Raw genomic sequence first — 21,729 nt, forward strand, 5'->3', positions numbered from 1 at the left:
CTGCACTTTGTTAGAGAAATTATTATTCATGAACAAAAATAAGACTGTCCGTAATTAGGACAGTCTTACTACTTTGCAATATTAATAAATCGATGTACTATCTTTCGGCAATGCTTTCACATGTTTTAAATAGCTTGTCACTCTGTCATCATCACCTTGAGGATATTGATACCCATATGTGTTAGCAATTTCGTTCGCAACTTTTCTAAATAAATCGCCCATTACAAAAAATGACTCCCATATGTTTTCATATTCAGCATTCGAATAGGTCCGTTTAAAATGCTCCCACATATCTTTTTCAATATATTGCTCGAAATGCTTTCCAAACTTACCTGTATTAACTGTAAAGTCTGTTTTCATACCAATATGCCATTCTAGCATTACAATGAACATATCTCGTACTGGACCATCGAGCATCCCTTTCGCATAAGAAAGTTCTTCTCTCCATAGTCCTTTCCCTACATTCGTACTACACCACCAAAATTCATTACAGCAATCTAAAAACTCTTTTTCTGTAGGCTTTTGTATTAAGTAATCCCTATCGCTTGCTGGTGGAAATTCATCAATACAATTATCTTTATCCAGAAGCAGTTCACTTAAACTATCTTGTCCAACAAACTTATTTATCAAATCACATGGAACTAGCATTAAATCAATTCGATTTCCATCCATAAACTGCATTAAATACGGAAATTTCCCGTCTTCATCTGCTGGAATTAATGACATTTCTTCTGGCATTTGTACAATCATTATTTCTCCAAATCTATGAATCCAATTATGATTAGACGTAAAAGATTGTATATCACTTACAACATACATAATATCATAGTCTTGAAAACAATCTCTTTTCACATTTGGATTTACACGTGATCCATTCATGATGACAGCTCGGATTCTATCATCCTCTTTTGCTGTATCCATAATTAAGTCTAACATTTCTTTTTCAGTTCTCATCTATTCCTTACCTCCAATTTTTATATAAACTTATATTTCCAAGTATGTTGGAGGTCCACGAGGTAGCTGCGTTGTACACCATACATGTTATAATTTTTGAAATTTCTTTTTCATCTTTTTATCTCCTTTCATCATTCTTTTACGACTGCCATTACAAACCCATCGTAGCCTTTACTTCCTACAGTTTGAAGCGCAGTAGCACTTACACTTGGCTCTTCAGCTATTAATTCATAGAAGCGACGTATCCCTTGCACGCGAGGATCATTACTCGTATTGTCAATAACTTCTCCTTCACGTACTACGTTATCCCCAATAATTATAGTACCAGGGCGTGATAGCTTCAGTGCCCATTCAAAATAAGCAGGGTTATTTTGTTTATCGGCGTCTATAAAAATAAAATCAAATGGTTCATACTTCTCATTTTCGATTTGCCGTAAAGAATCTAAAGCTAATCCTGTTCGCACTTCAATTATATCATTCAAATTGGCACGCTCAATATTGCTACGTGCAATTTCAGCATGCTTTTCATTTGCCTCCAATGTAACAACTCTGCCTCCCAATGGCAATCCCCTTGCAAGCCATACCGTGCTATATCCGCCTAGAGTACCAATTTCCAAAATGTTTCGAGCTCCTTGAATTTGTACTAATAGTTGCAAAAACTTCCCTTGCGTTGGCGATACATCATGTGCTGGTAAATTAGCTGCAGCGTTTGCTTGAAGTACTTCTTCTAATGTAGAATCTTTCGGTATTAATACATCACTCACATATTGATCAACAGCCGTCCATTTCTCAATCGTACTCATGAAAATACCATCCCTTCAATTTTTCAATGCTTTTCTACTATTCACTTTTGATTATAACGAAAATTCTGTCTTATATACAAAAAATAAAGAAGGGACATCCACTCCATTACAGAATAAATATCCCTTCTTTGCTTATAATTTTAACCCTTATGGATTAGTAGACCAAAGTCCAGCTGATTTAATAAATGTACGTTTATTTAATTTCAGCTGCGCTACGATAAACTCTGCAATATCTTCTGCTTGCATTACTTTATCCGGATTTCCATCAGTTAATCCTAAATCTACAGCCATGTCAGTTGCTACTGTACTTGGAGTTAAAGCAGTTACACGAATGTTATGTTTACGAACTTCCATCGCTAACGATTCTGTTAAGCCAAGAACACCAAATTTAGAAGCACTATATGCACTTGTTACAGGTGCACCTTTTTGTCCTGCTGTAGATGAAATATTAATAATATCACCAGATTGTTGTTCAATCATACTTGGTAAAGCTGCACGAGTTGCATAGTACACACCCATTAAGTTTACTTGAATGATTTTTTCCCAATCAGCAACGTCTAGTTCTAAAAACTTACCGAATTTAGAAATACCAGCGTTATTAATTAAAATATCGATAGATCCTAAACCGGTTTTTAACGTTTCAATTGCAGTCGTTACCTCTTCATATGAAGATACATCAGCAGTCGCAATAACAGCTTTTACGCCTTCTGCTTCTACTTCTTTCGCTACAGCTTTTAAGTTTTCTTCTGAACGAGCTAAAAGACCTACGTTTACGCCTTCTTTCGCTAATGCAATCGCTACAGCACGACCAATCCCTCTACCTGCTCCTGTAATTAAAGCATTTTTGCCTTGTAATAATTCTGCCAAGTATAACACTCCTTAATCGTCTCAGTTGTTTATTATTATATTAAAAGTGTAACTATATTTATGTAAAAAGGCAATGATGCACTTTCATGTGCGTAGGTTACCTGTGGGTAACTATAATATTTTTTTATAAGTCTCACATGTTTTATCATCATTCATGTAAAATAAAAATAAATCCAGCATAGGGGAGTGTATGTGTATGAAAAGAAAAAAATGGTTCTTGTCACTAACTGCAGTCGGACTATGTATCATATTTTTTGCGATGTACTTTATATTTGGTAATCCACTACATTATAAAGTAATAGAAAAAGATACTAGCAATTATCTCCATACTATAAAAAACTATAAGCAAGAAGAAATACAAAGCATAACTGGAAAATATACTCCCATTTATAATATCGGCTATTATGCAGAGGTAGTATATAAAGACGAACCCTATTTTACATACTCTTATACATACGATAATAATAATAAAATAATACAAGACAATGGCATTTTAGGAAGACATACTGAATCATTTGAGCATCTTAATTTAAATTGGTCACTGTTCGACCAATTAATAAGAGGTATTCATACAAACTTACAAGAAAGAGGTTTAAGTGAAAAAAAGGATTATTCTATACGAAGCGTTCAATTCATTGATATCGATGATGATAAAAACGGTGCAGAAGCATATGTTAACTTTAAAAAAGATACAAAATCAGATTATTCATACCGTATGAATAATGAAGGAAAGGCTTATCAATATAGTTGCAGTAACGGGGAATGTATTTTTAAAGAGAAATAGTGTTAGAAGATATCCTCCTAACACTATTTTCCTTCATTATTCGGAATACACACAATAAATTCTGCGCCATTCCCTTCCTCACTCTCGACTTTTATTTCTCCTTGATGAAGGTCGAGTACTTTTTTTACGATGGCCAAACCTAAGCCACTTCCTCCATAAGTACGATTTCGTGAAGTGTCCGCTTTATAAAAACGTTCAAAAATATGTTGTTTCTGTTCTTCGGATATACCAATTCCCGAATCGCGAATACGTACTTCCACTACTTTCTCATGTTTTTGTAACTGGATTGTAATTGTGCCACCACTTGGCGTAAATTTAATACTATTATGAATTAAATTAATCCACACTTGACTCATACTTTCTTGGTCAGCAATAACATTTACTTTTTCTAAATCCAGTTCTAATTCAATTTCTTTTTCAGCCCAGAGCGGTTCACTATTTAATACAATTTGCTTTAACTGTTGATCTAATCGATACGCCACTCTTTCTGGTGTATACTCTTCCGCCTCTAAAAGAGTTAGTTTCAGTAAATTTTGACTTAGTTTAGATAATCTCGTCGTTTCCGTTTCAATAATGGTAAGATAATGCTTTCGTTTTTCCTCGGAAAGATTGTTATCTTGTAGTGCTCTAGCAAAACCTTTTATAGATGTTAATGGTGACTGTATTTCATGAGAAACATTCGATACAAATTCCTGACGCATTTTCTCCATCGCATTTAGTTCATCTGTCATATCGTTTATACTTTTTACGAGCACACCAATTTCTCCATCATACTTTTCTTCATTATGTATTTTTACGGAAAAGTCTCCTTTTGTAATTTTTTGTATCGGTTCAATTATAGTCCAGATCATTGCCTCTCGTTTTGGTCTCATTAATATCCCAATCAATGTCCAAATAAGAACAATAAATACAAAACCGACCATATAGCTAATTAGAAAGGCCACAAACGACGATACGTTTACTTCAAAAGCATTCAATATACTAGTTGCTACATAAAATGCGATAGACCAAATTATAGTGAGAAAAGAAAAGAGCGCTATTATCGCTCCCGTTACTTTCAACATCTTCAACTTACTCATTCTTTTTCTTTTTCTCATTTACTTACCTCTAAGCGATACCCTAAGCCTCTTATCGTTTTAATACTGAACTTCGACTTCTCTTCTTGAAACTTCTCACGTAGCCGATTAATATGAACGTCTAGTGTACGTTCATTCCCTTCAAAATCATATCCCCATACATCTTCAATTAATTGCTCTCTCGAACAAGTTCTTCCTGCTTTAGAACCTAGAGTAAAGAGCAATTCGAATTCTTTTAGCGGTAATGTAACTATTTGTTCTCCAATTGTAACTTCAAATGTTTTACGATTTAACAGTACATTTCCAACTTGAATCGATTGCGATACTGTAATTTGGTAACGTTTCAGTAGTGCCTTTACTCTCACTACTAGTTCTATCGGATCAAATGGTTTTACAAGATAATCATCCGTGCCAAGGTAAAATCCTTTTACTTTTTGGGACGTCTCCCCTTTAGCAGTTAGTATCAAAATCGGAATATCATAGTACTTCCTTAATTCAAAACATACATCAAATCCATCCATATTCGGCATCATGATATCAAGAATAACCATATCAACTTTTACTTCGTCTATTTTCTTAAGTGCATCTAGTCCATCAATTGCCTCATATGTTTGAAAACCTTCTCGTTCTAAAAATACAGAAACAAGTTCTCTAATATGCGGATCGTCGTCCACTATTAAAATGTTAGGTATCAAAGAAACCATTTCCCTTCTAATTAGCATCCTTTATAAAGCTTTTAAAAATGAATAATCAGTGGAGTACATACCCCACTGATTATTCATTTTATAATGCGCCCTCTTTAATTTTCAATTGTTGCGTTGCAAATTCACGATACATATCATGTGTCTGTAATAATTCATCATGTGTACCGCTTCCTGTAAGATTCCCTTTTTCTATAAAGATAATTTTATCTGCATCTACAACAGTAGAAAGTCTATGTGCAATAACTAACGTTGTTCTGCCTTTCATTAAGTTATTTAATGCCTTTTGAACGACAGACTCAGATTTACTATCTAGACTAGAAGTTGCTTCATCTAACATAAGAATTTGTGGATTTCGAAGTAACGCTCGAGCAATCGCAATTCGTTGTCTTTGCCCTCCAGAAAGCTTCACACCACGTTCTCCAACTTCTGTTGCGTATCCGTTTGGCAAATCATGAATAAATGCATCAACATATGCCATTGCTGCTACTTTTTCAATTTCTTCATCTGTCACTTCGCCCTCAACACCGTAACAAATATTATCACGAATCGTTCCATCAATTAACGGACTATCTTGTGAAACGTAACCAATTTGACGTCGCCATGACTGTAGTGAATAATTCTTAATTGAGTCTTTTCCTAATTTAATGGCACCGCTAGTTGGCTCGTAAAAACGTTCTAACAGTGAGAATAACGTCGTTTTCCCACTACCACTTGGTCCTACGATTGCTGTTACTTTACCTGATTCAATTGTGAAATCAATATTCTTTAAAACTTGCTCTTCTTCGTTATACTCGAAATATACATTTTCAAGAACGATTGGCTGCTTAGCATTTGTGACTTTCACACCAGTTTCATGATCTTCTACTTCATATTCTAAAATTGTATTAATTCTTTCCGTTGCACCAATTGCCTTTTGGAATTGTGTAAAGAACATAGATAATTGACTCATCGGCATTATAATTTGAACTAAATATAAAATAAACGCTACTAGTTCTCCTGTAGTTAATGCACCGCTAGAAACTCGCATTCCACCATATCCTACGATAATAACAAGCAATGCCATTAAAACAAACGACATAACTGGTGAAATTAACGCTTGCACTTTTCCCTCTTTCAAACCAAATTGCAATAGCTTTTCAATACCTTTATTTCCAGTTTCATATTCCTTTTTTTCTGTGTTCGAAGATTTCACTAAACGAATTTCTGATAACACTTGTGTTAATACACTAGTAAAAGAAGCCGTTTCATCTTGAAGTGCTTTTGAAATCTTATACATTTTTCGTCCAAGTGGGACTAAAATGAGTACTGATAACGGAATAACCGTTAAAAGTAAAAGTGTCATTTTCCAGTCTAAAACAAATAATACAATTAATGATCCAACAATTGAAATACCGCCTGTTAATAAATTTGACAAATGCTCAGAAATTAATGTTTTCACAACTCCTGTATCATTTGTCATACGGCTAATTGTATCGCCTGTTCTATTTTGATCATAATAAGTTACCGGTAAAATAAGCACCTTTTTCCACAAACGTTCTCTCAGTCCAGCTACAATCTTCTGCCCAATATAATTTAGTAAATAGATAGACAATCCTGCGGCTATAGTTTGCATAATAAAGAATGCAATTAGCCCAACAATTTGTCCTGTACTAATTGACGAAAGTGAAAAATTATCTACTAACCCTTTCGTTAACATCGGTATAAATAAACTAGCTCCCGTAGAAAGCAAACTCATTAATAAAGCAAAAGCAAGAATCCCTTTCGGAGGATTTGTATCTTGAATAAGGCGTAAAAACTGCCTCCAGCTCCCTTTTTTCTCTATCTCATTTCTAACTTCCATTTTTGTTCATCTCCTCATGTTAAACCAAACTGTTCTTTCTAAAAATAGAATACAATACAAATGTAAACTGAATGTAAACACACTTTTTCTATTTTTACAAAATATACATGCAAACGCATCTTTACAACAGATGTAAACATCTGATATTATTACCTAGTACTAAATATTATTCTATGCGAATTATAGATAACCAATTTACAATACTATATAAATCTCCCGTTATTGAAAGGAGTATCCTTTTTGCAAACAAATATACATTCCGAAAAGGAAACAATCATTTTTATTCATGGCTTAGTCGGCAATCGTCGTGCCTTCAAAAAAGAGCATAAACGATTTTCAGCCACCTATAACATTATAACTTACGACTTATTAGGTCATGGCGATGATAAAGGTGCAGATATCGAATTTTCATTACAGCGCCTCGTAGATCAATTATTGAATTTATATGAAAAAGAAGGCATTCAAAAAGCTCATATTTGCGCTCTAAGTTACGGCTGTTATATCTCTACAATTTTTGCACAAATGCATCCAGAAAAAGTATTGAGCATTTGTCACATTGGTGGACATTATAATAATCCATCCCTTTTATATAACGTATTTCAAAAGTTCTGGGAGAAGCGAGGAGACGAGTACTCTAAATGGCTCTCTCAATACGCAAATACCATTTTCCCAAGTGGCATGCTAAAAGCAAATCCGTTCGCAGTCATTTCAAGAAATATTTATTACCGTTTCGGATTGCAATTGCATTCATCAATTATTGCCCAATCATTACGGCATCGTTTAGAATTCGATTTAAAATCTAAATTGAAATCACTTCCCCACCCTATTCTATGGGTAATGGGTGAACATGATCATCTCTATAAATCTTGTCTTTTTGATTTGAAATCCATTCTTCCTAACGTTTTATATAAAGAAATACCGCTTGCAGGACATGCAGCAAACTTATTTCGCCCGAACTACTTCCATGACCTATACGCTCGATTTTTAAATGGGAAGTTACAGTAAAAACTACTACATTCCCAATTTATTCAACTATAAAAAGGCTTCCCAAGTTTCCCTGGAAAGCCTTTTCTCTATACGAAAAGTATATAAACTACTTTTTCTTAGTATGCTTTTGTGTAACCTAACATGTGCTTGCTCCAGTAAGAGTTACTTACAGAACTAATACGTACACCAGTTGCATCCGTTTCTGCACTAATGAACTGACCGTTTCCTAAGTAAACACCCATGTGAGAAGGACCTGATTTATAAGTATTTTGGAAGTATACTAAATCACCTGGTTGTGGATTGCTAGTTTTTGTTTTAGAGCTCCAGTATCCAGCAACTGTTTGACGAGCGCCTTTATGACCAGTTTGATTTAATACGTAGTGAATGAATCCACTGCAATCAAAACCAGCAGGTGTTGTACCAGCAGTTCTGTATGGTGAACCATTTAAAGATCTAGCGAATCCAGCGATTGAAGATGTATCTCCACCTGTTGTTGGTTTTTGTACGTCTTTACCTGGTTGTTGAACGTTATTTGTAACGTTATTGTTATTTGTAACGTTGTTTACTCCGCCTTTTACAAACTTAACGAAGTCTGCACTTACGTAACCTGTACGGCCGTTATGGTTAATTTTGTACCAACCATTTTCAGCGCCAGTAACGTTTAATACTTTACCTTGTGTTACGCCACCGATTACAGCGTTGTATGTAGCTGGGCCTGTACGTACTTTTAAAGCACCAGTGTTAACAACATAAGAACCACCAGTTTGAACTGTAGTAGTATTGTTGTTTGTAGTTGGTTGTTGTGTTTCGTTAGATACAGCAGAACCACCTTTTGTTACGAAGTCTTTGCTTACGTATCCAGTTCCACCATTGAAGTTGATTTTAAACCAATCTTGTACTTCACCTACAACTTGTACTGTTTTACCTTTATTTACAGAGCCTAATACTGTATGAGATGTACTTGGGCCTGTACGTACGTTAAGTGAAGAAACGTTTACTGTGTAAGTACCAGTTCCTTGTTGAACAGTAGTTCCTGTTTTACCACCAGTCGTTACGAAGTCACCACTTACATAACCAGTTTGACCGTTTACAGTTACTTTGAACCAACCGTTTTCTTGTCCAATTACTTGTAGTACTTGACCTGATTTCACTTTAGAAATAACGTTATGTCCTGTACCAGCACCTGAACGTACATTTAATACATCAGCTGTTACCGTGTATTTTAATTCAGAAGTTGTTTCTACCTTTTTTGTTTCAGTTACAGTCGTTTGAGTTTGAGTTTGTCCATTAATTTCTTTTAGCGCTTCATTTGAAACTTGTGCCTGAGCAGAATCCATACCTGGAACTGCAACACCTACTACTGAAGCTGCTGCTAAACCTGCAATTACTTTTTTCATAAGTTGTCTTTACTTCCTTTCCCTACTATCCTCTTTAAAAAACTTATAAACTTAATACTTTACAATATTATTAAAGTAAAATATTCATTAAGTTCCATTTTTTAACAAGAGTTTTATTTTTCACACAGAGTTCATTTTAAATGAATGAAGTGTATTCCGTGTGAACTTCATGTGAACTTTACCATTAAACTTATTGTTTTTGCAATGCTTTTTTCAATTCTCTTATGTATTTCATTGAAAATTCGACATTCCATTCATTATCTTAATATACATTGTCTATCCACTTTGAAAAACCCTATTCATCTAATCCAATGCAAAGAATATATTTCCTAGTAAAGCTCCTCCCATGAAGCATACTCTTATCATGACAAAAAATACTTTTTTTATCAATAGTATAATATTTTTAGAAAACTATTTTTGATACTATCTATCACTTATAAAAGATTTGACGATTTGTAAGATTTAACTTCAAAAATTCTGTTCTAATTTGGCGAAAACACACACACCACTACCTACTTTTCACTAACTATGGAATTTATAGGATATTTATATTATCATATATATAGTGGTATTTTAACCAATACAAATTTTATTTACCCTACACTGAAACCTATCGAACTTTTACAGGGCGGTACATTGAATTTTAAGATGGAAGTCTTATTGCCTGCAAATATTGGGATTAAAGAAGGAGGTATATTTATGAAAAACATAATAGATGATCCTATAAATAAAAATATAGAATTATACTATGCTTTTTTTCAATTCGTTTCAATTATTACCTTACAAAAAATATCAACTATTGAAACACGTAAAAACGAATTAAAAGATCAGATGAAAAATTCCTATCAAAAAAATCCTTATTACTTATAAAAGGTGAACAGGTTGTATCCCTGTTCACCTTTTATCTCGCATTATTTATAAATTTTCACACGATTTTCTAAAGGTTGGTATTCTTTTTCACCTGCAGTTACCACCGGTTTACCAAACGGCATTTGCGCAGTAAGTTTCCAGTTTCCTGGAACTTCCCATTCTTTTCTCACTTCTTCATCAATTAATGGATTGTAATGCTGCAATGTAGCACCAAATCCTTCAATTTCTAAAGCTGTCCAAATTGCAAATTGTAACATTCCTGAGGATTGCTGTGACCACGTTGGGAAATTCTCTTTGTATAATGCAAAGTTTTCTTGCAGTTCTTCCACTACTTGACTGTCTTCAAAGTATAAAACCGTTCCATAACCACTTTTAAATGCATTCATTTTTTCTTCGGTAGATGCAAAGTTATTTTCAGGTACAATTTTTCGTAACGTTTCTTTCGTAATATCCCATAACTTATCATGTTGTTCTCCTAGCAAGACGACAACGCGGGCGCTCTGAGAGTTAAAAGCTGAAGGTGTATGTTTTACAGCATGATAAATCACTTCTTGAATTTTTTCATCAGAAACTACTTGCTCTTTACTAATCGCGTAAATAGATCTTCTGTCTTCAATTGCTGAGTAAAAATCTTTTGCCATCATAATTCCCTCCAATTTTCATTTGAGGCTTTTTCATATGTATACATCATGTTCCGCCTCTTAAAACTTATCATTAATAAGCTTCTAACTTTATACTATCAACAAACAATAATAAACTCAAATAATAACACTCACATTTTTTACCTTTTTACTTCCTAATACTAACAATAAAAAGGCAATTTATTGTTACCGATAATAAGTAACAACAAATCGCCTTTCTGATATGATGATCCAACTCAGTATTTCACTTAATTAACTAAGCCAAATGCATAAGACATTAGCTTGTTCGTCTCTGTAAAACGCTTCGTTTTACCTTTCGTTCCCATTACAACTGTAATAATACGAGTATCACCTTGTTTTGCTGTACCCGTAAAACAATACCCCGCGCTATCTGTAAATCCTGTTTTTAATCCGTCTATTCCTTCTATATATAAAGCTTTATTATTTTTGTTTAACATATCATTTGTACTTACAACATTAATATTATTAAATGCTAACTGACTTTGACGTAAGTGAGTCACTTCTAATATTTCTGGATAGTCTTTTATTAAATGATACGCCAAGTTTGCTACATCAGCAGCCGTCATCTTCGTCTCACTTCCATCAGGTTCTTGTAGTCCTGACGCATTTGCGAATTTAGCATAATCCGACATTTTTAACTGCTTTGCTTTTTCATTCATAAGCTGAACGAAATCTTTCTCTGTTTTTGCCATATGTTCTGCTAAAGCTACAGCCGAATTATTTGCTGATTCAATCATTAATGCATGGTACAAATCTTTAACAGTTAATGTGTCATTCACTTGGACTGGGATTCTCGCACCCTCTGTTTGTGCCGCTTTCGCACTCATTTTCACTGGATCTTCCCAGCGAACTTTCCCATTATGTACATTTTCTAATAGAAGGTACGCTGTCATCATCTTAGACATACTTGCTGGCGCAAAAGCTTCATTTTCATTATGTTGATAAATAATATCTCCATTACTCGCATCGATAATCATAGCTGCTTTTGCATCAATTTCCGGTGGTATGTACTTTGGTGGCACTACTTTTTCAGTTAATCCTGTTTCAGGTAATTCTGCCACTTGTAAAGGTGGTCCCTCTGCACTTGCTGTACTCTTTTGAGTTCCTTGGAATAAGAACCAACATACCCCTAAAATAAAAACTAATAGGATCGTTATCCTTCCCCATTTTAACCGCTTCATTTCAAAACTCCTTTAGCAAACCTTTTATACACTCACACTCAACCATAACAACTTTCCCTTTATATCGTCAAGGTAAAAAGCATATTTATTCATCTATAGCAATTATTATTTCAATGCATTTATGTTACAATAAAAACACTGAAATATAAGAATATTCATCGATAAATCCTCATAAATAAAATTTTTAAAATAGAAGGGATTCATGCAAATGATACTTCCAAAATCATTAAAATACGGAGACACAATTGGGATCTACTCACCTTCTTCACCAGTAACCTACACTTCTCCCAAAAGATTCGAACGCGCAAAATCTTACTTACTTCAAAAAGGATTTCATATATTAGAAGGTTCACTAACAGGTCGATATGATTATTATCGTTCTGGAAGCATACAAGAACGTGCAGAGGAACTAAATGACTTGATAAGAAACCCTGATGTTTCTTGTATCATGTCAACTATTGGCGGTATGAATTCTAATTCATTATTACCTTATATTGACTATGATGTTTTTCAAAATAATCCCAAAATAATGATTGGCTATTCAGATGCAACCGCTTTATTACTAGGGATTTATGCTAAAACAGGAATTCCTACATTTTACGGTCCGGCGCTCGTTCCCTCTTTTGGAGAGTGTGAGCCTTTTGTAGATTATACATACAAATATTTTGTAGAAACATTACTACATGATCAAATGCTTCCTTACAACATAAAACAACCTTTATTTTGGTCAGATGAATTTATTAATTGGGAAGAGAAGACGAAAGAAAAAGAACTTAGACCAAACAATTGGATTTCTGTAACAAATGGACAAGCTACTGGACGTATTATTGGAGGGAACTTAAATACAATAGAAGGAATTTGGGGTAGTCCTTATATGCCATGTATTCAAGATGGGGATATTTTATTTATTGAGGATAGTTCAAAAGATGCAGCTACTATTGAAAGAAGCTTTTCATTACTTAAAGTTAACGGCGTATTTGATAAAGTTTCAGGTATTATTCTTGGAAAACATGAGCAGTTTGATGATTGTGGTACAAATCGCAAACCTTATGAAATATTATTAGAAGTAATGCAAAATCAAAGAATTCCTTTATTAGCTGACTTTGATTGTTGTCATACCCATCCGATGATCACTATGCCGATAGGTGTTCAAGTGAACATGGATGCAACTAATAAAACAATACATATTTTAGAAAAATGGAAGATATAAAAAAACACTTATATTATTAAGAAGAAAATATTATAAACTTTTCCATTAGAAAACATAAAAAAGCTCCGTTCATCACAAAACGGAGCTTTTTATTATTGTCCTAAATTTTGAACCTTCTCTTTCAAATCACGAACTTGATCAATCGTCTGCATAAGTTCAGAGTTTTTAAATTGCTCTACATCCACTTTTCCTTCTTCTATCTTCGTCATTGCCGTATCAATTAATGTATTTAACTTTTCGTTATATCCGACGATTTGCTGATGAAGATCCTTTGCTACATCAGGTGGTGTTAATTCATTGAAAGCGGGTATATCTTGTTTAATTTCACTAAGCTTCGTTTCTAACTCTTTTCGAGCTTCGCTATCATTAACAGCCTTTTCAGCTAATGTTGGTGCATCATTTGCAAATGCACTTATTTCATTTACATAGTCTGTCGCTTTTTGAGCATAATCTATGGAGTTCTTTCCTTGCTCTACTAGTGAACATCCCATTAAACCAATTGAAACTATAAACACTAATAAAATTGATTTGATTTTCATTTTAGACTCCCTTCGCCTTTATAATTGTCTGCAATTTTCTCTATGCATAACTTCTAGCTAAATTACTTATAACCTTTTTCAAATAGCTATTTACCCTCTTACATGCCCTATTATCGTTACAACATCTATTTCTATATTTACGCTAATAATATCTTCAATTATATCCATATATCCTTGTCCTATAGCTGTTCCATAGTGTAATGTAAGCCCCTTCTTTTCATACACTGACTTTGGCACCGAAAAAATAAACCTCCTCAAGTTACTTTCATCAGCTGGTTCCATAATTAAAACAATCCCATCCTCATCAAACATATACGCTCGCCCTCCAACTTTACATTCACTATGGCTCAGTATTGCCTTTGTCAGCTAAATTTAAAACATAATAAGTTAAGATACAACTTTGCTGTATCATAAAAATAAAAAACATTAATTCTTTTTTGTTAAGAATTAATGCTTTTTAAAAAATCATTTTCTGACTCTAGCATCTTTTTTTGACGAGGTTTTATTTTTCTTACGGGAACTCCAGCATAAATATACCAATCATCTAAACTCTCTTTTACCATACTCATCGCACCAACTGCTGTGCCTTCTCCTACAGTTACATTTGGAAAAATAATAGAATCAGCACCAATAATCGTATGTTTTTTTAAAATAACTTTTCCTGTTTTCACATTCCTATATTGATTCGGGACAGTTGGGCCCATTAATGTATTTCCACTGAAATCATCTAGTACTGCATATACGATTGTTTTAGCTGAGATATTTGCAAAGTCATACATTTCAATCCCAACTTCCCCTCCATATAACGCTGTATACGCTGATATATGCGAATAACTTCCAATTGTGATTTTACCACTTAAAATACAAAAATCATCAATTCTTACATTATTACCAACTGATATAACACCTGGATTATATATACTTGCTTTTTTACTAATCCATACATTTTTCCCAACAGATAAAAATCCAATTTTATTTAGCTCTTCTTGACTATAAAAACTATTCATCTGCCGACACCACCTTCTGCCCTAAACAGATTACAATTTGTTCTACTATTTCTTTCGTCATTCCTTCCCATAAAGGTAAACTTACTATTCGTTTGGCTATTTTATTCGTTTCTATTAAATCTGTAGACTTATAAGTTCTAAAAAGAACTTGTTGGTGGCATGATGGTGAAAAGTATAATCTAGCTTCTATTTTCTGTTTTTTCAGTTCTTCTATTACTTGTATGTTGTGAACTTCTTCTGGACAAAGAATAGGCATAAATTGTTGAATAACTGCTTCTGTCTTTTGGAGTTTCCATCCTTTTTTCATTAATCCATTACTTTGTAACAATTGTTTATACCATTCAGAAATACGGGTGCGTTCTTTTAACTTTTGATTCCATTTTTTCACAGTCGCAATCCCAACAGCTGCCGCATATTCAGACATTTTACAATTAAACCCCATCATCGTACATTCACGATTTTTATCAAATCCGAAATTACCCATTCTTTTAATACGTTGTATATCTTCTTCTTTTTTACTATATATGAGCCCTCCTTCACCAATTCCGAACGGCTTTGTTGCATGAAAGCTATATACGATCATACCACTAAAATCCTGACCGTAATGCATACTTCCATTCATTAACCCAAATCCCGGTGCCGCATCTACGACAACCGGAATACCCTTTTTCTCTAATTCTTCATATTTTTCTAAGTCCATCCATGATCCAAAAGTTGCGTACGGGACAACAATCGCAACCTCTTCTTTTAATTCTTCAATTTTATCCAAAAGTACTGTTTTATCCATATACCAATCATCTATTGAAATATCAATAAAATAAGGTTCCAATCCACACCAAATAGCCGCTAATGGAGTCGCAGGGAATGTAAAACTAGGCATGAGGGCATATTTTCCTTTTCTTCTTTTCTTAAGTTGAATAGCGGCCATTAACCCTAACGTTGCGTTTGCCACTGTTGTAACAGCGCCCCTGTTCTGAAAAAACTCCGACATAATTGTTTCTTCAAAACGTTGATTTATAGGTCCATAATTCGTATATATGTGAGATGTATCAATTTCCTTCAATTCGTCCAAATACTCAATTACAGGTACAGTTGAAGCACGCAAAAAAGGAATATTCTCCATATCTATCTATTCCTTCCTATCATTTTCGGACAATATAGAGCGTATCTGTTTCAGATAATCCAAATTTCCTAGCACTTTTCATTCCTTTTCTTTCAGCTACGTTATATAATTCCACCTTAAACCCTGCATTCATTAATCGTTGAATGAATCCCGATTGATTATAAATTCTCACATGATCTTCTTGACCAAAAGCTAATTTTCTCAATTGTGGTGTTACAATTAATTTATTTTCTATAATAGAATCTACATTCATTACGATTGGTACTTGAATAATTCCCCATCCATTTGGCTTTAATACTCTATATAACTCTCTCATTGCTTTGTCATCGTCAAGAACGTGTTCTAATACATGGCTACATAAAATTACATCAAAAGTATTACTATCATATGTAATGCTTGTAACGTCAATTTCCTTCATTAATGGATCCTTTGGTTCTATATCCCCACATACATACGTAATATTTTTATACTCGTTAAACCAATCTCTTAACTTCTCTTCAGGTGCAATATGAAGCATAGTGTATTCTCTACTTAACAAGTCCGTTTCCATTTCAATGTACGCACGATACAACCTTTCACGATCCATTGAACTACAAAATGGGCATATCCCTGTATCTTTATTCCACATCTCAAATTTATATTTTGGAAAATCATAATGTGCTGGCCAAGGTGAAAATTTTTCAAATTGCTGATTGCAATATTGACAATAACAACATTCTTTCTCAAACATATGAGAGACTAGCTTGTTTAACCCTTTTTTTATCTTTTCATTATAAATTTGATCTAGTTCCCCATTTCTTACCGCATCCTTAACTATAAATCCCGCATTTTCTAAACAATAAGATAAACTCTCTTTATAATCTCTCTCAGAACTTAAAAATCCACTATTATATGCATCTATAATTAATTCAATCCACTCTTCAATTGTCATTAAAATAAAATGTATTTGTTTTTGATTTTGTCCACTATGTTGTCTAAAATAACTAAGAGGTTCTTGTATATAAACTACTTTACCTTTCCTCATCATATCTAGCCAAGTTGCAATGTCATTAATAGAAGAATAAGCCTTTCCTTTAAAATACCCAAACTTCCCTTCAAACAAATCTCGATTAAACAGAACAGTTGTCGGCTCACCAACTATATTTTTTAAATTTTTTAATATGTAATTTCCTAATTCTTTTCCTTCAAAAAGTGTAGTTTCTTTTGCAATTTTCATATTCAATGTTGAGGGTGGTAATATCTCTCCATTCTCATCAATCAGTTCACGATATGACGTCACAAATGAAATATTTTCTAACGTCAAAAAGTATTTCATCATTCTCTCGATCTTTTCATGATGAAATAAGTCATCGTCTAATAAAAAGTTTATATAATCCCCATTCGCAAGTTCTATACACTTATTAAAGTTTTCAGCAACTAACGGAGTTTCATTTTTAGCATATGTAATACACTCATATTCACGTAAATACGGTTGAATCATAGCATTAACTTCATTATTTGTACTGTCGTCAGAAATAATAATTTCAATATTTTCATATGTTTGATTCAGTGCGCTATTGAGCGCTAATTCCAAGTAATAAGGTCTATTGTACGCGGGAATAAGTATACTTACTTTTGGTAAAGGAGAATTATTATTTATATGTTGTTTTTTCTTTTCTATGTTTATTTTCTTTCTCCTAATTTTTTGATAATAGTCTAATGTATACAATATCGATGATGGAACTATCCTTCTTGCATAATCTAGAAAATTAGTTATCGCTTTGTCTAATTCTTTTTCGTCGGATAAGAAACCATATTTTTTTCCTGCTATAATACTATGTGAAAAATCTTCTAACCCATCCATCATTTTATTAGATTCATTTAACTGTTGATCTGGATGTAATCGAAAGTAACTAAGTGTCTCTGCTATATATACTGCTTTTCCTTTACTTAATAAAGATAACCATGAAGCTATATCTACGTTACATAGATACCGCCTCTTATCAAAAATCCCATACGGTTCTTGTAAATCATTTTTACGAAATAAAACTGTTGTCGGTTCTCCAATGTAATTTTTTTGATCCACAATTACCCTATTTGCTAATTCTGTTCCCTCTATAATCGTATCCTCTTCAAATAAACGGACAGTTGAATAAATATGTCGTAGTTCTTTCCCTTTATCATCAATTACTTGGCGATGAGATGTTACAAGCTTAATTTCATTATCTAGATCATTCAAAAAATACTTCATCATTTTTTCAATTTTATTCACGTGAAATATATCATCATCCATTAAAAAGTTTACATACTCACCGTTCGTTTCATTAAATAACATGAGCGCATTTTCAAATTGTCCGAGAGTTGACCTGTTTTTTATATAAATAATATTTGAATGATTACATAAGTATTTTTGTAACACCTTTTCTGTTTCGTCATTCGTACTATCATCTCCAACTATAATTTCTATATTAGGATACGTTTGTTCTAACACACTACATAATGCCTTTTCAAAGTAGCGAGGTCGATTATACGTAGGAATTAACACACTTACCAACGGAAGTTGATCTACCACCTCTACAGTTCTTTCAATACGAGTTCTCATTTTACTCTCTCACCTCTTCGCATATTATTTGTATACGCGATGCAAAAATCACATTACTTTAACTGTATGGAGCCTATATACTTTTATGCAAATATGAATCGAAATATCATACTTTTCGTTCCTGAATAAACATATTTAATAACGCGGACATTTTATTTGCACCTTTTTTATTCATATGATCACTATCATAAAAATCTTCATCACAAAATAATGGTGAATCAAATAGATCTATGGTTTGAAAAGAATATTGTGCTTGAAAATCATTTATAACTTTATAAAAATCTTCTTTTAATTTCTTACTACTACAATTGAAATAATGTGAAGTAACAGGGAAGACAACAATTAGTGGCTTTATATCATTTTTTAACAGTAATTCTAAATATGTTTTAAAAATCGTTTTATTTTCAACTAAAGTATGAGGATACGACAATTTAGCATGTGAAGCTGCTCTCATTTTCCCATGTTCTTCAAAAGGAATATGAAGGGGAGTGGTATTCCATTCAGCATTTATCCAAGGTAGTATCAATGATTCATCTTTTAGTTCGTCTAATAAAATATATTCAAAATGCAAATTAAAAATAGAAAAAAGTGGTTTCGGACTATCTAGATGTGAGAATCCATCAGTAGGTAGAGGAGCATGAACTACAGTATGATGACCGTCTTGAAACAATGGATAATATACTTTGTGAATTCTATATGCTTCAGATGATAACGACATGTCAAAGTAAAAAGAGAAATAGGCTATTCCTATCAAACAATATTGAAATGAATGATCGTTTGATAGAAGTTGTGACGCTATTAAATAATCATAGTATAGATCTTGCGATGGAAGTGTTAATTTTATTGACTTTTTTGAGAGGAGCTCCGTACTTATGCCACAATGCGGATAAGACAAACCGGTAGCAAACAATTCATATGTGGGATCACTCTTTACTTTTTTCATAGACATGTATAAAAACATAAGATCCGGATTTATTTGATATATAGAAATTAATTTATTCCTCCATTCATACATGTATTTTGTTAAATTAATAATTTTTGTACTTTGCACGCCCTTGTTTATCAATTCATTTGTAAGTTTTTCTGCGTCCACTCTCCAAATGACTATATATTGAAAAGAATTTTCTATACGAACAATAGTTGAAACGTCTACAATATGAACGATTGTTTTACATTTATTTTTGTCTAATGCATTTTGAATCCTTGCCCCTGATACTTCATCACTTAAAACAATAATTTTATACTGCTCCTTCATGTATATCCCCCTCCATTATATGTATAATATGAAATTCATTTTTCATTCATAATGATCATATACATCTGCAATCCAACATTAAAAAAGAATAGAATATTCATTTCAAAACAAAAATAGCTCCACCATTTGGCGTAGCTATTTTTACAATTATTACTTATTCAAACTATATTCCTTTATCTAACTCATAAAGCTTTCGATACTTCTCGTTTTCTTTCAGAAGTTGTTCATGACTGCCTTGCATCACAATTTGACCACGATCAAGGAATATAACTTCATCTACATGTTCAATTCCTACAAGGTGGTGTGTAATCCAAATAACAGTCTTTTCTTCTGTTGCAGAAAACATTGTTTCTATTAAAGATAGTTCTGTCTTTGGATCTAAGCCGATCGTAGGTTCATCAAGTACAATAATTGGAGCCTCTTGCATTAGCGTTCTAGCAAAAGCAACCCGTTGTCTTTCTCCACCAGAAAACCTTTTCCCCATTTCATGCATTTTTGTTTGCAATCCATCTGGAAGAGAAGCTATATGCGAAGCTAATTGTGCTTTCTCTAAAGCTGTCCATATCTCTTCATCCGTAGCCTCTGGTTTACCGATTCGCACATTATTTCCAATTGTCGTATCGAATAAATGCGGTTTTTGATTCAATACAGAAATATATTTTGATAAAAGATTCGTATGAGCATGTTCACTATGCAATAAAACTTCACCATGCAACGGGCTTAGCGCACCTGCTAACAATTTTAACAAAGTAGATTTTCCTGTTCCACTTCTTCCTAAAATGGCAATTTTCTTTCCTGCCTTTATTTGCAGTGATACTTCTTTCAATACAAATTCATTACTATCTGGGTAACTATACGATACATTATTTACTTCAATGTCTATATGTTTTGATGCAACATAATCTTTATCCTTATGTAATTCCTTTTCATCCTGTAAAACATCATTAGCTTCTACTTTAATTAGACGATGAGCAGATTCTACATATGATGGAATTCGATCTATAGCATCTGAAAGAGGAATAAGCGCGTTTGTGACTGATAACGTCATTAAGACGAAAGCCGCAATAACGGTAGGTGCAATCTGTTCACTTGCCGCCTCATTTCCAGTCCATATGATCATTGAAATAACTACAATCCCCACTACTAATTGAATGATACTGTCCCGAATATGATTCCAGCGCTTCATTCTTTTTTCCGTTTTTAACAACTGAGCATTTTGCTCTACATACTTATCAATGAATTCATCTTTTCTACCACTTGCTTGCCAATCTGATAATCCAAAAACAGCGTCTGTTAATTGTTGATACAAACGGCTTCTTCCTTGTTTTAAAGTAACATGATGTTGCTTCATTAAAAGTAATGATACAAACGGAAGCAGAAAGACGATAATAGCCAACATACTTGCTGCAATAAGTGCAAATACTACGTCAAATGCACCGATAACAAGTACGAATATGCTATATACAACTAATGCTAATAGACTAGGAAATATTGTACGTAAATATAGGTTTTGCAAATGCTCTATATCTTCGGATAATATACCTAACATATCGCCCGTTTGAAATCGTGAGCGGAAAAATAACGCCTGCGGTTCTACTATTCTATATAGTTTCGTTCTCATCTTTTCTAATATGCGTAGTACGACATCGTGTCCAACTAAACGCTCTAAATAATGAAATACCGCTTGTCCTATACTAAACGCACGTGTTGCAACGATAGGAACATATACAGCCATTACATTTTCTGGTCTAAGAGCAGATTTAGAGATTAAATAACCTGAAATGAAAAGTAACATCGCACCTGAACTAACTCCAAGAAGACCAAGGAAAATAGTTAAAGTCATTCTACCTTTATTTTGCTGTATATAAGGTTTAATCCAGTTACTCATC

Annotated in this window: 20 protein-coding genes; 4 read left to right on the forward strand and 16 right to left on the reverse strand. The window is 33.3% G+C overall.

The annotated features are described in order from the left end of the window. Positions 1-81: 81 nt before the first annotated feature. From QEP67_RS18210 to QEP67_RS18220, 3 genes are all read right to left on the reverse strand, one after another. A complete protein-coding gene (locus tag QEP67_RS18210) occupies positions 82-954 on the reverse strand; it encodes an aminoglycoside 6-adenylyltransferase (RefSeq protein WP_061671823.1) in 873 nt (290 codons plus the stop codon). Between the two features lie 131 nt (positions 955-1,085). Next, complete coding sequence (locus QEP67_RS18215; protein ID WP_151035404.1) at positions 1,086-1,757, reverse strand: O-methyltransferase; 672 nt, start codon at positions 1,755-1,757, stop codon at positions 1,086-1,088. 147 nt (positions 1,758-1,904) lie between these two features. Next, complete coding sequence (locus QEP67_RS18220) at positions 1,905-2,624, reverse strand: 3-ketoacyl-ACP reductase (RefSeq protein ID WP_000818988.1); 720 nt, start codon at positions 2,622-2,624, stop codon at positions 1,905-1,907. Between the two features lie 196 nt (positions 2,625-2,820). Here QEP67_RS18220 and QEP67_RS18225 point away from each other — a divergent pair, with 196 nt between their 5' ends. After that, complete coding sequence (locus QEP67_RS18225) at positions 2,821-3,408, forward strand: DUF3139 domain-containing protein (protein WP_061671822.1); 588 nt, start codon at positions 2,821-2,823, stop codon at positions 3,406-3,408. A 23-nt stretch (positions 3,409-3,431) separates the two neighbouring features. Here the strand turns inward: QEP67_RS18225 and hitS are convergent, their stop codons facing one another. The 3 genes from hitS to QEP67_RS18240 form a co-directional block, all read right to left on the reverse strand. Next, entirely contained in the window at positions 3,432-4,505 is a 1,074-nt protein-coding gene (gene hitS / locus QEP67_RS18230) for an envelope stress sensor histidine kinase HitS (protein ID WP_001231636.1), read from the reverse strand. Beyond that, entirely contained in the window at positions 4,502-5,179 is a 678-nt protein-coding gene (gene hitR, locus QEP67_RS18235) for an envelope stress response regulator transcription factor HitR (RefSeq protein ID WP_061671856.1), read from the reverse strand. The genes hitS and hitR overlap by 4 nt, the downstream gene beginning before the upstream one ends. Before the next feature lie 88 nt (positions 5,180-5,267). Beyond that, the gene (locus QEP67_RS18240; RefSeq protein WP_048566554.1) at positions 5,268-7,028 is read right to left on the reverse strand and encodes an ABC transporter ATP-binding protein; all 1,761 of its coding nucleotides are present in this window, start codon (positions 7,026-7,028) and stop codon (positions 5,268-5,270) included. A gap of 240 nt (positions 7,029-7,268) precedes the next feature. Between QEP67_RS18240 and QEP67_RS18245 the strand changes: the two genes are divergently transcribed. Further along, entirely contained in the window at positions 7,269-8,033 is a 765-nt protein-coding gene (locus QEP67_RS18245; protein WP_001194295.1) for an alpha/beta hydrolase, read from the forward strand. Positions 8,034-8,131: 98 nt separating this feature from the next. On the opposite strand, the gene entFM is transcribed toward QEP67_RS18245, so the two are convergent. Continuing rightward, complete coding sequence (entFM, locus tag QEP67_RS18250; protein ID WP_000755541.1) at positions 8,132-9,412, reverse strand: enterotoxin EntFM; 1,281 nt, start codon at positions 9,410-9,412, stop codon at positions 8,132-8,134. A 699-nt stretch (positions 9,413-10,111) separates the two neighbouring features. On the opposite strand from entFM, the gene QEP67_RS18255 reads away from it, so the two are divergent. After that, on the forward strand, positions 10,112-10,282 hold the full coding sequence (locus QEP67_RS18255; RefSeq protein WP_000789341.1) for a hypothetical protein: 171 nt from the start codon (positions 10,112-10,114) through the stop codon (positions 10,280-10,282). A 41-nt stretch (positions 10,283-10,323) separates the two neighbouring features. Here the strand turns inward: QEP67_RS18255 and QEP67_RS18260 are convergent, their stop codons facing one another. Together QEP67_RS18260 and QEP67_RS18265 are read right to left on the reverse strand one after the other, a co-directional pair. Next, on the reverse strand, positions 10,324-10,926 hold the full coding sequence (locus QEP67_RS18260) for a nitroreductase family protein (protein WP_002108512.1): 603 nt from the start codon (positions 10,924-10,926) through the stop codon (positions 10,324-10,326). 245 nt (positions 10,927-11,171) lie between these two features. Next, positions 11,172-12,125 (reverse strand): D-alanyl-D-alanine carboxypeptidase family protein, encoded by a 954-nt coding sequence (locus tag QEP67_RS18265; protein ID WP_000825872.1) that lies wholly within the window; start codon positions 12,123-12,125, stop codon positions 11,172-11,174. A 208-nt stretch (positions 12,126-12,333) separates the two neighbouring features. Here QEP67_RS18265 and QEP67_RS18270 point away from each other — a divergent pair, with 208 nt between their 5' ends. After that, the gene (locus QEP67_RS18270; RefSeq protein ID WP_151035670.1) at positions 12,334-13,335 is read left to right on the forward strand and encodes a S66 peptidase family protein; all 1,002 of its coding nucleotides are present in this window, start codon (positions 12,334-12,336) and stop codon (positions 13,333-13,335) included. A gap of 92 nt (positions 13,336-13,427) precedes the next feature. On the opposite strand, the gene QEP67_RS18275 is transcribed toward QEP67_RS18270, so the two are convergent. The 7 genes from QEP67_RS18275 to cydC all read right to left on the reverse strand — a co-directional run bounded on the left by QEP67_RS18275 (position 13,428) and on the right by cydC (position 21,728). Continuing rightward, a complete protein-coding gene (locus tag QEP67_RS18275; protein ID WP_353706356.1) occupies positions 13,428-13,874 on the reverse strand; it encodes a DUF6376 family protein in 447 nt (148 codons plus the stop codon). Between the two features lie 90 nt (positions 13,875-13,964). Then, positions 13,965-14,186, reverse strand: coding sequence for a hypothetical protein (locus QEP67_RS18280; protein ID WP_000459113.1), 222 nt, complete (start codon positions 14,184-14,186; stop codon positions 13,965-13,967). Positions 14,187-14,314: 128 nt separating this feature from the next. Continuing rightward, a complete protein-coding gene (locus QEP67_RS18285) occupies positions 14,315-14,881 on the reverse strand; it encodes an acyltransferase (RefSeq protein WP_001084198.1) in 567 nt (188 codons plus the stop codon). Continuing rightward, positions 14,874-16,004, reverse strand: coding sequence for an aminotransferase class I/II-fold pyridoxal phosphate-dependent enzyme (locus QEP67_RS18290; RefSeq protein WP_000427948.1), 1,131 nt, complete (start codon positions 16,002-16,004; stop codon positions 14,874-14,876). The genes QEP67_RS18285 and QEP67_RS18290 overlap by 8 nt, the downstream gene beginning before the upstream one ends. 19 nt (positions 16,005-16,023) lie before the next feature. Beyond that, entirely contained in the window at positions 16,024-18,585 is a 2,562-nt protein-coding gene (locus QEP67_RS18295) for a glycosyltransferase (RefSeq protein WP_001260432.1), read from the reverse strand. A gap of 106 nt (positions 18,586-18,691) precedes the next feature. After that, positions 18,692-19,840 carry a hypothetical protein gene (locus QEP67_RS18300; protein WP_000664275.1) on the reverse strand — a complete coding sequence of 383 codons (1,149 nt, stop codon included), beginning with the start codon at positions 19,838-19,840 and terminating at the stop codon, positions 18,692-18,694. Between the two features lie 163 nt (positions 19,841-20,003). After that, positions 20,004-21,728 (reverse strand): thiol reductant ABC exporter subunit CydC, encoded by a 1,725-nt coding sequence (cydC, locus tag QEP67_RS18305; protein WP_000073469.1) that lies wholly within the window; start codon positions 21,726-21,728, stop codon positions 20,004-20,006. Between the last annotated feature and the right edge of the window lies 1 nt (position 21,729).

The sequence above is a fragment of the Bacillus cereus group sp. MS39 genome (assembly GCF_040448665.1).
Classification (GTDB): Bacteria; Bacillota; Bacilli; order Bacillales; family Bacillaceae_G; genus Bacillus_A; species Bacillus_A wiedmannii.